Source organism: Nocardia sp. NPDC050697, assembly GCF_040654395.1.
In the GTDB taxonomy this organism is placed as follows: domain Bacteria; phylum Actinomycetota; class Actinomycetes; order Mycobacteriales; family Mycobacteriaceae; genus Nocardia.
Genome location: NZ_JBFAHY010000001.1, coordinates 482,914 through 495,707, shown reverse-complemented (window position 1 = coordinate 495,707; position 12,794 = coordinate 482,914). Strand labels below are relative to the sequence as shown.

The following is a 12,794-nucleotide window of genomic DNA, read 5'->3' as shown; positions in this document are numbered from 1 at the left end:
CGCCGGGTCACACTTCGGTGCGTCGGCCGCACTCCCCCGCCAAGTCGAAAGCGTTGGGGCAGTGCCGACTTCAACTCGACCGAGCCGCAGGCGACCAGTTCGCCCTCGGCCGGTTCCCGCTGTCGCCCACTTCCGAGGAGTACACCGTGACCAGAGTCATCTACGCGCGCAGCGTGCACGACGAGGCCGAGATCAACGCCTGCCTCGAGGTGCTGCGCGGCGGCCCCTACGCACTCAAGATCGGCAAGAACGTCGCCGAGATGGAACGCCGCACCGCCGAGCTGTACGGCAAGCGGCTCGGGCTGATGTGCAACTCGGGCTCGTCGGCCCTGTACCTGGCACTCGAGCTGCTCGAGCTGCCGAAGGGCTCGGAGGTCATCACCTCGCCGCTGACCTTCTCCACCGATGTCTCCCCCATCGTGCGCGGCGGCTGGATTCCGGTATTCGTCGACGTCGAACCCGACACCTACAACGCCGATCCGGCCGCCATCGAGGAGTTGATCACCGACAAGACCAAGGCGATCCTGCTGCCCAACCTGGCCGGCAACGCCCCGGACTGGGACGCCATCCGCGAGATCGCGGACCGGCACGGCCTGAAGGTCATCGAGGATTCCTGCGACTGCATCGGCACCACGCTGCGCGGCACCAGGACCGGCAGCCGCTCCGACATCACCGTCACCAGCTTCGCGATGTCGCACATCATCACCTGCGCCGGCCAGGGCGGGATGGTCTGCGTGGACGACGAGCGGCTGCGCGACCGCGGACTCATGCTGCGGCGGTGGGGCAGGCGCTCGGAGCCGCACCTGTTCGGCTCCCAGGCCGCCAAGACCGGCCGGGTCTTCCGCGAGGACCTCGACGGCGTGGCCTACGACAACGACTTCATCTTCGACGTGCTGCCCTGGAACTTCGAGCCCTCGGAGCTGGGCGCGGCCTTCGGGCTGGTGCAGCTGTCCAAGCTGGGCCAGAACTACCGGCGCCGCGCCGAGATCTTCGAGGCGTTCAGCGGCGCCTTCGGCGCCTACCCGACGCTGTTCCGGCTCCCGCGTCCGCTCCCGGACTTCCATACGGCCTGGCTGTGCTATCCGGTGACCATCCGCGAGGACGCCGGTTTCGCCCGCGCCGATCTGCAGTCGCACCTGGAGGGCGCGGGGATTGACACCCGCACGGTGTGGAGCGGCAATGTCACCCGCCACCCCATGATGCGCGGCGTGGAGTACCGGATCCCCGCGGGCGGGCTGCCCAACGCCGACGAGGTCTTCGAGCGCGGCATGTCGCTCGGCATGAGCCACGGCATGACCGCCGAGGAGCTCGACCACGTCGTCGCCAGCATCCACGACTTCGCCGGGCGCTACGCCCCGGCCGCCGCCCACTGACCGACGAACGGAGACTGCGCCGTGACCAGCACAGAAGCACCGCAGAAGCTGCCCTACCTGGACACCCACACCCAAGAGTTCCTCGACGACCCGAACCACTTCCTGGGCCGCGGCGCCGATCGGCTGCGGGCGGCCGAGGGCAGGACCGGGGCCGAGGTCTTCGCCTACGACACCGTGCGCGGGGTTTACCGCGACGACCGGCTCGTGCCGCGCAGCCCGCAGTTCTTCCTGGACAAGGGGCTGACCACGGGGCCGATCATCGATTACCTGGTGGACGGCAATCTCAACTTGACCTGGACGGCGAACCATGACCGGATCCGCCCGATCCTGCTCAAGGGTTTCCGCCCGACCCGCATCGCGCAGGCGCGGCCGATGATGAGCGAGCTCGCCGATCGTCTGGTCGACCGGCTGGACGAGGGGGGCACCATCAACTTCGTCACCGAGTACAGCCACCACCTGGCGATCGGCGTGGTCGCCGGCTTCATCGGGATCCCGTTCGACGAGGTGGACGCCTTCGCGAACGCGACCGTCAAACTGCGGCTGCTCGGCCAGGAGCCGATCTGGCCGGGGGTGCCCGCGCTGGAAGACGCGCTGCGGGCGGTGCACGACTACAGCGCGCACCTGGTCGAGCAGCGCAGGCGCGAGCCGCGCGAGGACTTCATCAGCGACCTGATCGAGGCGAGGGAGGCGGAGCAGGCCGACATCTCCGATGTCGAGATCGTCTGGCACATCGCCGGTGTGCTGCTGGCCGGGCACGACACCACCCGCTACCAGCTGGCCTCGGCGGTGCGCGCGATCGTGCAGGCCGGGCAGTGGGACACGCTCGCGACGAACCCGCGGCTGATCCCCGCGGCGATCAACGAGGCGATCCGGCTGCATCCGGCCACCCCGCGCCAGGTGAAGGTGGTCGATCAACCGCTGACGCTGGAGGGGATCGACTTCGAGCCGGGCCAGACGGTGACGATCAATGTCAGTGGTGCGGGCCGCGACCCGATCGCCTTCCCCGATCCGGACCGGTTCGATCCGCTGCGCCCCGCGCCGCTGTTCGACATCGGCTTCGGCTACGGCGGGCACTACTGCCTCGGCCACGCGGTCGCCAAGGCCGAGATGGAGGAGGGGCTGAAGGTGCTCACCAGGCGGTGGCGCGACCTGGCCATCGACGGCGAGGTCGAACTGGCCGCCGGTGGCGTCATCGCGGGGCCGGAGGTGGTCCCGGTGCGCTACGAGCGAGTGCGATGACGCTCCCGATCGTGCGGCCCTTCAAGACCGCGCTCTACGCGCCGCCGGTGCAGCCCGATATCGCGGACTGGCACCGGCGGTTGCGGCGGATGGACCGCAGTGGACTCACCGCCATCACCGTCTCCGACCACTTCCTGACCGGCCGCCAGGACCCGATCCCGGCGCTGGCGGCCATCGCGTCGGTGACCGAACGGGTCCGCGTCATGGCGCTGGTCCTGGCCAACGACTACCGGCATCCGGTGATCACGCACAAGGCGGCCGCCACGCTCGACCTGATCGCGGGGGGCCGGTTCGATCTCGGCCTCGGAGCCGGGTACCTCGCCGCCGAATACGCGGCCGCGGGGATGACCTTCGATCCGGCTCCGGAGCGGGTCGATCGCCTCACCGAGGCGATCACGATCATCACCGGGCTGTTCGGCGGGGAGCCGGTCGAGCACCGCGGCACCCACTACACGATCAACGGGCTGGCGGGCACGCCCGCACCGGTCCAGCGTCCACACCCGCCGCTGGTCATCGGCGGGGGCGGGCGGCGAATGCTCGCGCTGGCCGGGCGCTGCGCCGATATCGTCGGCGTGCACGCCAACCTGGCGCGCGGCACCGCCTACGACGCGGGCGTCATCGAGGACATGCTGCCCGCGGCGATGGCGGCCAAGATCGCGTGGGCGCGGGCGGGCGCCGAGCGCGCCGGACGGAACCCGGACGCGCTGGACTACCTGTCGATCACCTGGACCTGCCGGGTGGTCGAGCGCGCGAGCGAGACCGACGCGGCGCTGCGCGAGGTATGCGCGCGCTATAACGTCGACCCAGCGATCGGGCGCCGCTCCACGGGGCTGCTGGTCGGCACCGTCGAGCAGTGCCTGGACCAATTGCACACCCGCCGTGCCGAACTGGGGCTCAACTACGTCGACTTTGGCGCCGCCGACTTCGAGTCGATCGCCCCACTTGTCGCGGCGCTGCACCCGCAATCGCGCTGACATCGGCGAAATCCCACTGACCAGAAGCACCGAATGCGGCCGCGGTGCGTGCCCGCCACGATGGCACCGTCGTCTTTCTTACCCGAAGCGGAGGCTTCCATGAGTTCGGCACCGACCCCGCACTCCGATCCAGCGCAGCTGCGCCGCGTGGCGATCTCCAGTCTGCTCGGCACCGCGATCGAGTACTACGACTTCCTGCTCTACAGCACCATGACGGCCCTGGTCTTCAACAAGGTCTTCTTCCCGGGCTCGAACCCCGCGCTGGGCACCATCGCCGCGTTCGGGACCCTGGCGGCCGGCTACGTCGCCCGCCCGATCGGCGGGGTGATCTTCGGGCACTTCGGTGACCGGATCGGCCGCAAGTCCATGCTGGTGCTGACCATGGGGCTGATGGGGGCGGCGAGCTTCCTCATCGGCGTCCTGCCGACCTACCAGGCGGTCGGGGTGATCGCACCGCTGTTGCTGGTGCTGTTGCGGGTCGTGCAGGGCGTGGCGATCGGCGGCGAGTGGGGCGGGGCAACGCTGATGGTCACCGAGCACGCCGACCCGGCCCGGCGCGGTTTCTGGAACGGCATCATGCAGATGGGGTCGCCGATCGGGTCGCTGCTCTCCACCGGCGTGGTGGCCGTGGTCGCGCAACTGCCGGACGAGGACCTGATCTCGTGGGGCTGGCGCATTCCGTTCCTGGCCAGCATCGCGCTGCTCGCGGCCGGGCTCTACCTGCGGATCGGGGTCAGCGAGAGCCCGGTGTTCCGGGAGGCGGCGGCCGGAGCCGAGCCCGCGCCGACGGTGCCGTTCCTGGCCATCGTGCGGCGGCCGGCAACTCTGCTGCTGGCGTGCGGGATCGGGATTGGCCCCTTCGCCCTCACCGCGCTGCTCAGCAGCTACATGATCAGCTACGCCACCGCCATCGGCTACGACCGCTCCAGCGCGGTGACCGGGCTGCTGTTCGTGTCGAGCACCGCGCTGGTGGCCATTCCCCTGTTCTCCGCGCTCTCGGATCGGGTCGGTCGCAGGCCGGTCGTGCTCGGCGGTGCCGTCGGCATCGTGGTGCTGGCCTGGCCGATCTACGCCCTCGTCGACACCGGCTCGGTGCCGCTGCTGTTCACCGCCCTGGTGGCGGGCCAGATCGCGCAATCGGCGATGTTCGCGCCGCTGGGCGCGCTGCTGTCGGAGATGTTCGGCACCGCGGTGCGCTACACCGGCGCCTCGATGGGCTACCAGTTCGCGGCGCTGCTCGGCGGCGGCTTCACCCCGCTGATCGCGAGCGCCCTGCTGGTCGACGGCCCGAGCAGCGCTCCGCTGATCGGGCTGGCACTGGGGTGCGGCCTGGTGACGGTGCTGTGCATCCTGCGGGTGCGCGAGACCAAGGGCCAGGATCTCGGGCGAATCGCTGCCGCCACCGCACCGACGGTGCTCCCGGCCGAGAGCCAGAACCGATGAGCGGGCCGCAGCCGAGGCCCGTGCCTGGCTCCCCACCGAATCGGCACGAGATGACACAATGTCAGTTCTTGACACGATCGCGACTACCGGGAGGTGTGGTGGAGAAGACGGCTCGTCCCACCTTGACCGAGCGCAGGGCCGAGGAGCTCCGGGTGACCATCGCGCTCACCGCGCGCGATCTGTTCATCGCCGAGGGAAACACCTCGGCGACCGTCGAGCGGATCTGCGCGATCGTCGGAATCGCTCCCCGCACGTTCCACCGCCACTTCCCGGTGAAGGAGGATGTGCTCGGGCCGCTGTTCAAGCAGAGCGAACAGCTCATCGTCGAGATCCTGCGCACCGCGTCCGCCGACGCCGACCCGGCCGAGCTGCTCGCGCACGCGCTGACCACCGAGGTGCACCGGCGTCAGGTGCCCGAGTTCGATCGCAGGTTCATGGAGCTGATGATCAGCACCCCGCCCTACCGGCTGCGCTGGCTGGAGTGGGGCGAGGGGCTGTGCGGGGAGATCACCGAATTCCTGTGCAGGCATTTCGATCTGGGCACCGACCCGTTCCTGCGCGCGCTGCCCGCGCAGCTGGTCATGCAGACCATGCGCCAGGCCTACATCCACTGGGTGGACGCCGGCCACAGCGGTGAGTTCGCCGAGGTCGAGCGCATCATGCTGCGCGGCATGCGGCTGCTGGTGGCCGGTCTCGCGGCGGTCACTCCCTCTCTCTGATCCGCATGGCGCCGCAGATCGGGGCGGGCCAGCCGAGGGCACGGGATCGGTCCAGGCGCTCGTCCAGCCCGGCGGCGATATCGCCGGGCAGCGGACTCGCTCTCCGGGCCCCGAGGTCGACGTGGACGAGCATGATCTCGAGGGTGTTCGCCAGGCGCGCCCTCCCGGTGTCGAGCAGAAAGGTCATCATGTGGATAGCCTTCGAGCTGCGCTCGAGCACCCGTGGGTGGACCGAGAACTCGTCGCCCTCCCTCAGTTCGCTGTAGTAGACCAGGTGGTGCTCGGCGGTGAACAACCCCGCGCCGCGCTGCCGATAGCTCTCGTCGACTCCGACCGCGCGCACCAGGGCGTCTGCACCCCTGGAGTTGTGGTCGAGGTAGTGCAGCACGTTCATGTGACCGTTGCCGTCGGTGTGGGCGGCGGTGACGGAGGCGGTGAGTGCGGCCGGAAGGTTCTGGATCTGTTCCGCGGTCGGTGGTATGGCGCCCATGCGGCGATCTTGGCGCACGCAGGCGCAGTTCGGATTCGAAGTTCCGCTCACCGGAACGACCACCGCGCGGGGGTCAGGAGGATTCGCGGTGCACGATCCGGAAGTCGGGCACCAGCGGGGCCGGGGCGGTGCCGGTGTGACCGAGTCCGTGCAGGGCCAGGTCGGCCACGTAGCGGGCGAGCTCGCCGATGCCCATGCGAACACTCGACAGCGCGGGTACGAACGCTTGCCCGAATGGTGCGTCGTCGTGGCCGATGACCGCGAGCGATGTCGGGACCCCGATGCCTGCGCGGACCGCCGCACCGACCGCGAGTGCCGCGATGAAGTCGTTGTAGGCGAGAACACCGGTGATCCCGGCATCGCGCCACTGCCGCACCGCTCGTGCCGCGGTGTCGTCACCGGCGGCAAGGGAGCGTACGTCCAGCGGCGGCAGCCCCAGTTCCGCCGCTGCCCGGCGGGCCGCCTCGCAGCGTGTGGCCGCCAGCTCGGCCAGCCGGCGATCCTCGGGCAGCGCGAAGGCCAGCCGGCGATGGCCACGCTCGTACAGGTGCCGCACCTGCAATCTCGCCCCGGCCGCGGTCAGTGCCGAATCCGCGATCGACTGCGTCAGAACGACCTTCGCGCCACTGACCTTCGCGGAGCGGACACTCACCTCGTCCAGCTCGCCCAAGCCGAGGACGACATCGGGATGCAACGTCTCCCACAACGGCCGGGCCCGGTCCCCCGCCCGACGGGTGTATGTGACCAACGTGTAGCCGGCCTGATCGAGGCGGAACGACACCTCGTCCAGGAACCCGGCCAGGCTGGTCTCGACCGGCCAATCGGGCATGAGCAACATGACCAGGCGAGTGTTGCCACGACGCAGTGCCTGCGCCGCGTGATTCGGACGGTAGCCGAGCCGCTCGGCCTCTGCCAGCACTCGCTGCCTGGTCTTCTCCGGGATCGTCTGCCCCGGGGTGTTGTTCAGGACGAAGCCGACCGTGGCCCGCGAAAGTCCCAGCGCGCGCGCCACATCAGCCGCTGTCACCCGCTTGCTCGATGCCGGCATCTCCGCAGCCGCCCTCCTCCACCACTGCCCGAGCACCCTCGTACTCGGAGTCAAGCTAGCACGTGCCGAACACCGGCGCCGTCCTACCAGTCCTGGAAGGGCACGATGGTCCGCAGGGTCGTGGCGAACAGTTGTTGCCCGCTCGCCGCGGCCACCGAATCCAGTTCACCGGCGGTCGAGGCGGTCGCGGTGTCGATGCGCTGGCTCACCTCGAAAGGATCCTCATCGAGGTAGAGCAGCCGGATCCGCAGCGATCCCCTCGGGTCGTCGCCTGCCTCCCGGGGCAGCATCGTCACGTTCTGATGATGGTCGAAGGAGAACGTCCACGCCCCTGCTACCCCCTCGACATCGAGCAGTGCGGGCAGCAGTACCCGATCCTCCCAGCGGTGATGCTCGTGGGTGGCACGGCCGTATGGTTCGCTGTACCGGGTCAGCGTCAGATGCAACCCCTGATTCGGCCGGTAGGGAAGCACGTCCGCCGACACCATCGCAGCGGCGGCGGCATAGCCTTTCACCGGGCGGAAGAACCCGAGCAGCGGGCGCCGCACGCCCGGAATCAGCGGTCCGCGCCCCCATTGGAAGGAATCCGAGCCGAGATCGTTCCACTGCCGGACCGATTCCTCGAAGGGCTCGTTGAACCAGTACATCGCCACGTAGTCGACATCGGCGAACTCCGGCACCTGTGGGTGGAGTCGGCCTTTGCGCGGTCGCGCCCACCGATCACCCCAGGCGACACCGGGGAGCGCCAGATTCTCCGGCCGATGGTCGAACAGGTGCCAGTGGTTGTAGGAGCGATGATCCTCAGCGGTCGCGTCGGGCAGCGCGACAAAGGAGAAGAACACCATCGGGCAGCCCGTCACGACGGCCCCCCGGCCACAGTCGGCGGTTCCGGAGTGATGGCACCGGCCGGGTCCTCCTGGCCGCCGATCCGCCGTCGCCGGCCGACCGCGGGTAGCGGGGGACCGGAGTAGACGCGTTCGTTCTCCGCGCCGATGATCGCGACTTTGCTCCTGCTCATGTGGCCTCTTTCAGGTGAAGGTCGCCGAGACCGAGCGGAGCGGCCCGATGGCGGCTCGGATGGTGCTGCTCGCGCACAGCGGCGCCGACAGCCCCGGCGCATCGGAGGAAGTGACCTGGCCGACTCGCCGCACTCGCGGGTGACGCGTGCCTGCCGAACCACAGCGGCCCGCGGTGCGCCGAGCATTCTTCTCCGCGGTCTCGATGGTGACAGCCGCCGAACCGGCGATGGGACCGCTGTCCCGCTGGGTGGTCACCCGCTCAGGCCAGCGCGCCGCCGTCGATCACGAAGTCCTGGCCGGTGCAGTAGCCGCTCGCGTCCGAGGCGAGGAAGGCCACCAGCGCGGAGACCTCGTCCGGCCGCCCGACCCGCGCGATCGGCAGGTTCGCCACCGCTCCCCCGCCTGCCCGGGTCGCCGCGGAGACCATCGCGGTGTCGATGGCGCCGGGGCAGACGGCATTGACCCGGATGCCGAGCGGGCCCAGCTCCTTGGCCGCCGAGCGGGTGGCGCCGCGCAACCCCCACTTGGCGGCGGCGTAGGCCAGCCCGCCCGCATACCCGGTCATCCCCGCGGTGGAGGCGATATTGACGATGGAACCGCCGCCGCCCGCCCGCATCAGCGGCAGCACGGCCTGCATGCCGAGGACCGCGCCGATCAGATCGACGTCGAGGACGAAGCGCAGCTCCGCCTCGGCGAGTTCGCCGAGGGGCGCGCGCGGCGCCACCCCGGCATTGTTCACCAGCACGTCGAGGCGGCCGAAGCGGTCCCGGGTGCGGGCCACCGCGGCCTGCCAGTCAGCGGCGCGGCGCACGTCGAGCGCGACGGCCTCGGCGGGGCCGGGCAGCTCGGCCGCGACCGCCTCGACCTCCGCGCGGTCGAGGTCGGCGAGCACCACCGCTGCGCCGAGCCCGGCGAGCCGGCGCGCGTGCTCGGCGCCCTGCCCCCGTCCGGCGCCGGTGATCAGCACGACCCTGTCCTTCAGTTCCAGCGAGATTCGCGTCATCGCGTCCCTTCCTCCGCCGCCCGGCTGTCGAGGCGAGTGTGGGCCGGGCCGGGGCGGGCGCGGGGCGGTGCGTCCGGTCAGTGGACGGAGCCGGGATTCCAGTGAGTGAAATCACTTACCGGCGAGCGGGTGGATCGCTGTTAGAACGGGTTCGCAGCGCAGGAGGCCGCACACCGCGGCCCGTCAGCCCCCTGCGCTCCGCATCCGAGGAGGGTGGACATGAACCCCGCACAGCAGGACCCGGAAATCCGCACGATCGAGGCGGTCGCCGCCCCCGCGCGCTTCGCGCGCGGCTGGCACTGCCTCGGCCTGGTCCGCGACTTCGCCGACGGGAAACCGCACGCCGTGCAGGCTTTCGGCACCAAGCTCGTGGTCTTCCGGGGCGAGAACGGCACGCTGAACGTCCTCGACGCCTTCTGCAGGCACATGGGCGGCGACCTCAGCCAGGGCACCGTCAAGGGCGACGCGGTCGCCTGCCCGTTCCACGACTGGCGCTGGAGCGGCAACGGCCGCTGCACCGAGATCCCCTACGCCCGGCGGGTGCCACCGCTGGCCAGGACCCGCACCTGGCACGCGCTCGAGCAGGACGGGATGCTCTTCGTCTGGCACGACGCCGAGGGCAGCAAGCCGACCGATGAGGTCGCGATCCCGCGCATCGAGGGCGCCGGGAGCGCGGGGTGGACGGATTGGCACTGGTACACCACCGTGGTGCACACCAACTGCCGGGAAATCATCGACAACGTCGTGGACATGGCGCACTTCTTCTACATCCACGGATCGCTGCCGACCTACTTCAAGAACGTCTTCGAGGGCCCGGTCGCCGCCCAGTACTTCAAGAGCGGCGCCCGCGCCGACTTCCCCGCCCCCGAGGGGCAGCCGACGATGCTCGGCACCTCGTCGGTGGCGTCCTACTACGGCCCCTCGTTCATGATCGACGACCTGACCTACCACTTCGAGTACGGCGATCAGCGCACAGTGCTGCTCAACTGCCACTACCCGATCGACGCGAACTCCTTCGTGCTGCAGTACGGCATCATCGTCGAGAAGGCGCCGGGGCTGCCCGAGGACGCGGCGATGCAGACCGCCGTCGCGCTGGGCGACTGGGTCAAGATCGGTTTCGAGCAGGACGTCGAGATCTGGAAGAACAAGGCGCGCATCGACAATCCGCTGCTCTGCGAGGAGGACGGCCCGGTCTACCAGCTGCGCCGCTGGTACGAGCAGTTCTACGTGGACGCCGCCGAGGTCACCGCGGAGATGGTGGACCGCTTCGAGTTCGAGCTCGACACCACCAGGCCGCTGGAGGCGTGGAACGCCGAGATCCAGGCCAACGTGGCCGCGCAGAGCGGCACGGCCGAGGCACCCGCCTGATGGCGCCGCGCGCCGACAACCGGCTGGCCGACACCCCGATGGTGCCGGTCGACTGCGCGCGGTGCGGCGCGCAGGTGCTGGCCCGCAAGAGCAGCTGGCAGCAGACCAGCGTGCAGTGGAACGCCGACGCGGTCGCCCGCTGCCCCGAGCTCGGCGAAGCCGTGCTGCGCGGCCCCTTCCTGCCCGGTTGCTCGCGGATGAGCGAGGCCATCCGGGCGGCGGCGGCCGCCGGGCGCATCCCGATTCCCGCGGACGCGGAGCCGGAGGTCGCCACCAGCTGAACGGCGGAACCCGGATCGACACCGAGGGCCGCAGCGGCAGCGCTGCGGCCCTCGCCGTGCCGGGACCTGCGGGAACACGAGGGGCCGCAGCGGATTCACTGCGGCCCCTCGTGGCTGCCTCGTGGTCAGGAACCGCCGGGACAGTGCTCGGCGTGGCGGGCGGCGAGCCGTTCGGCGGTGGCCCGGCTCAGCACCTCCACGATCTGCCCGAGCGGATCGCGGTGGTAGCAGGCACCGGGCGGGGTGCTGCCGTCGCCGCCCGCCATCCACAGCGGTGCGCCGCGCCGGGTCAGCTCGGCGGAGACGGCCGCGACGTCGTCGGCGACGAAGCCGAGGTGGTGGATTCCGGTGTCGGTGGGGCGCCAGATCGGGGAGTCCGGCACGGTCCGCAGCAGCTCCACGTGCGGCGGGCCTGCCGAGAGCGCCATCCGCTGTACGGTGCGCTGCGCGACCCCGTCGATCCGGCAGGTGAACTCCGTCTCGCCGAAGACCCGGATGTCGAGGCCGTAGAGCCGGTTCAGCGCCGCCGCCGCGGCCTCGACATCGTCGGCCACGATCCCGACGTGGTGCAGCTCGGCCAGATCGTAGAGCATGGCCGCGCTCAGTACATGCCCTCGTCGATCGGGACCCCGAACTCGCCGCGGCCGAACATCGCCAGTGCCCGCTCCACGTCGTTGATGACGTGCACGGTGCCGGCGTGCACGTCGCGCCAGTGCCGCTCGATCGCGTTGCCGCGGGCGATGGAGTGCCCACCGGAGTTCTCGAACAGGATCTCCACGGCGTGCACCGCCCGCTCGGTGCCGAGCACCTGGTCGCGGCGGGCCCGCAGCCGCAGCGGCTCGGGGATCTCCTCGCCGGCGTCGACGTAGCGCAGCTGCTCGGCGACGTTGTGGTCCATGGTCAGCACCGCGGCGTCGATCTCGCCTGCCGCGCGCGCCACCCGCACGTGCGCGAAGGCGTCCTCGGCCACCTTCTGGCCGCCGTAGGACATGCGGACGCGCTCCTTCATCCGCTCCACGTGCGCGGTGTAGGCGCCCTGGGCGGCGCCGACGATCGCGCTGGTGATGGTGTAGGAGAAGACCATGCCGAAGGGCAGCTTGTACATCGGGGCAGTGTTCACCGCCTGGCCGGGGCCGCGCAGCCGGTCCTGCTCGAGCGAACTGAAGGCGCGGTGCGCCGGGACGAAGGCGTCCTCGATCACGATGTCGTTGCTGCCGGTGCCCGAGAGCCCGACGACGTTCCAGACGTCCTCGACCCGGTAGTCGCCGCGCGGGACCAGCGCGGTCAGGTACTCCGGCGCCTGCCCCTCTCGGAAACACAGCGTGCCGAGCAGCACCCACTGGCAGTGGTCGCTGCCGGAGGAGAAGCTCCAGCGCCCCGAGAGCCGGTACCCGCCGTCGGCCTCGACGAGCTTGCCGGTGGGGGCGTAGGAGGAGGAGACCAGCGCGTCGGGGGTGTCCTTCCACACGTCGTCCTGCGCGCGCTCGTCGAAGAGCGAGATCTGCCAGGGGTGCACGCCGACCACCGAGGCCACCCAGCCGGTGGAGGGGCAGGCCGCCGCGATGGCGCGCACCGTCTCGTACAGCGCGGCCGGGCTCTGCTCGTACCCGCCGTAGCGCTTCGGCTGCAGCAGCCGGAAGAACCCGGTCTCGCGCAGCTCGGCGATGGTCTCGGCGGGCACTCGCCGCTGCTGGTCGGCCTCGACGGCGCGGTCTCGGATCCCCGGCAGCAGCGGGCGCACCCGGTCCAGTACTTCGTTGCTCATCTCGTTCTCCTGATCTCTACTCCGCGCGCGGAATGCGACGACGGTAGAGGCCGCCGGAGCGGGCCGGAGCAC

13 protein-coding genes are annotated in these 12,794 nt (G+C 70.5%); 7 read left to right on the top strand and 6 right to left on the bottom strand.

From position 1 onward, the window contains the following. Positions 1–146 precede the first annotated feature (146 nt). The 5 genes from AB0H71_RS02500 to AB0H71_RS02480 all read left to right on the top strand — a co-directional run bounded on the left by AB0H71_RS02500 (position 147) and on the right by AB0H71_RS02480 (position 5,748). Complete coding sequence (locus AB0H71_RS02500; RefSeq protein ID WP_357014135.1) at positions 147–1,373, top strand: aminotransferase class I/II-fold pyridoxal phosphate-dependent enzyme; 1,227 nt, start codon at positions 147–149, stop codon at positions 1,371–1,373. A gap of 21 nt (positions 1,374–1,394) precedes the next feature. Then, positions 1,395–2,612, top strand: coding sequence for a cytochrome P450 (locus AB0H71_RS02495; protein ID WP_357014133.1), 1,218 nt, complete (start codon positions 1,395–1,397; stop codon positions 2,610–2,612). Continuing rightward, on the top strand, positions 2,609–3,586 hold the full coding sequence (locus AB0H71_RS02490) for a TIGR03621 family F420-dependent LLM class oxidoreductase (protein WP_357014131.1): 978 nt from the start codon (positions 2,609–2,611) through the stop codon (positions 3,584–3,586). The genes AB0H71_RS02495 and AB0H71_RS02490 overlap by 4 nt, the downstream gene beginning before the upstream one ends. A gap of 99 nt (positions 3,587–3,685) precedes the next feature. Further along, entirely contained in the window at positions 3,686–5,029 is a 1,344-nt protein-coding gene (locus AB0H71_RS02485; protein ID WP_357014130.1) for an MFS transporter, read from the top strand. A 122-nt stretch (positions 5,030–5,151) separates the two neighbouring features. Next, positions 5,152–5,748 (top strand): TetR/AcrR family transcriptional regulator, encoded by a 597-nt coding sequence (locus AB0H71_RS02480; RefSeq protein WP_357014128.1) that lies wholly within the window; start codon positions 5,152–5,154, stop codon positions 5,746–5,748. On the opposite strand, the gene AB0H71_RS02475 is transcribed toward AB0H71_RS02480, so the two are convergent. From AB0H71_RS02475 to AB0H71_RS02460, 4 genes are all read right to left on the bottom strand, one after another. Next, positions 5,732–6,238, bottom strand: a complete 507-nt coding sequence (locus tag AB0H71_RS02475; protein WP_357014126.1) for a thioesterase family protein — start codon at positions 6,236–6,238, stop codon at positions 5,732–5,734. The genes AB0H71_RS02480 and AB0H71_RS02475 overlap by 17 nt on opposite strands. 73 nt (positions 6,239–6,311) lie before the next feature. After that, entirely contained in the window at positions 6,312–7,286 is a 975-nt protein-coding gene (locus AB0H71_RS02470; protein WP_357014124.1) for a LacI family DNA-binding transcriptional regulator, read from the bottom strand. 83 nt (positions 7,287–7,369) lie between these two features. Next, entirely contained in the window at positions 7,370–8,131 is a 762-nt protein-coding gene (locus tag AB0H71_RS02465; protein ID WP_357014123.1) for a hypothetical protein, read from the bottom strand. 433 nt (positions 8,132–8,564) lie between these two features. After that, complete coding sequence (locus AB0H71_RS02460; RefSeq protein WP_357014121.1) at positions 8,565–9,308, bottom strand: SDR family NAD(P)-dependent oxidoreductase; 744 nt, start codon at positions 9,306–9,308, stop codon at positions 8,565–8,567. Positions 9,309–9,527: 219 nt separating this feature from the next. Here AB0H71_RS02460 and AB0H71_RS02455 point away from each other — a divergent pair, with 219 nt between their 5' ends. Then, on the top strand, positions 9,528–10,676 hold the full coding sequence (locus tag AB0H71_RS02455; protein WP_357014119.1) for a Rieske 2Fe-2S domain-containing protein: 1,149 nt from the start codon (positions 9,528–9,530) through the stop codon (positions 10,674–10,676). After that, entirely contained in the window at positions 10,676–10,957 is a 282-nt protein-coding gene (locus AB0H71_RS02450) for a ferredoxin (RefSeq protein ID WP_357014117.1), read from the top strand. Before AB0H71_RS02455 ends, AB0H71_RS02450 begins: the two co-directional genes overlap by 1 nt. Before the next feature lie 125 nt (positions 10,958–11,082). Here AB0H71_RS02450 and AB0H71_RS02445 read toward each other — a convergent pair whose 3' ends face one another. Then, the gene (locus AB0H71_RS02445; RefSeq protein ID WP_357014116.1) at positions 11,083–11,550 is read right to left on the bottom strand and encodes a VOC family protein; all 468 of its coding nucleotides are present in this window, start codon (positions 11,548–11,550) and stop codon (positions 11,083–11,085) included. An 8-nt stretch (positions 11,551–11,558) separates the two neighbouring features. Further along, complete coding sequence (hsaA, locus tag AB0H71_RS02440) at positions 11,559–12,722, bottom strand: 3-hydroxy-9,10-secoandrosta-1,3,5(10)-triene-9,17-dione monooxygenase oxygenase subunit (protein WP_357014114.1); 1,164 nt, start codon at positions 12,720–12,722, stop codon at positions 11,559–11,561. Positions 12,723–12,794: the final 72 nt, after the last annotated feature.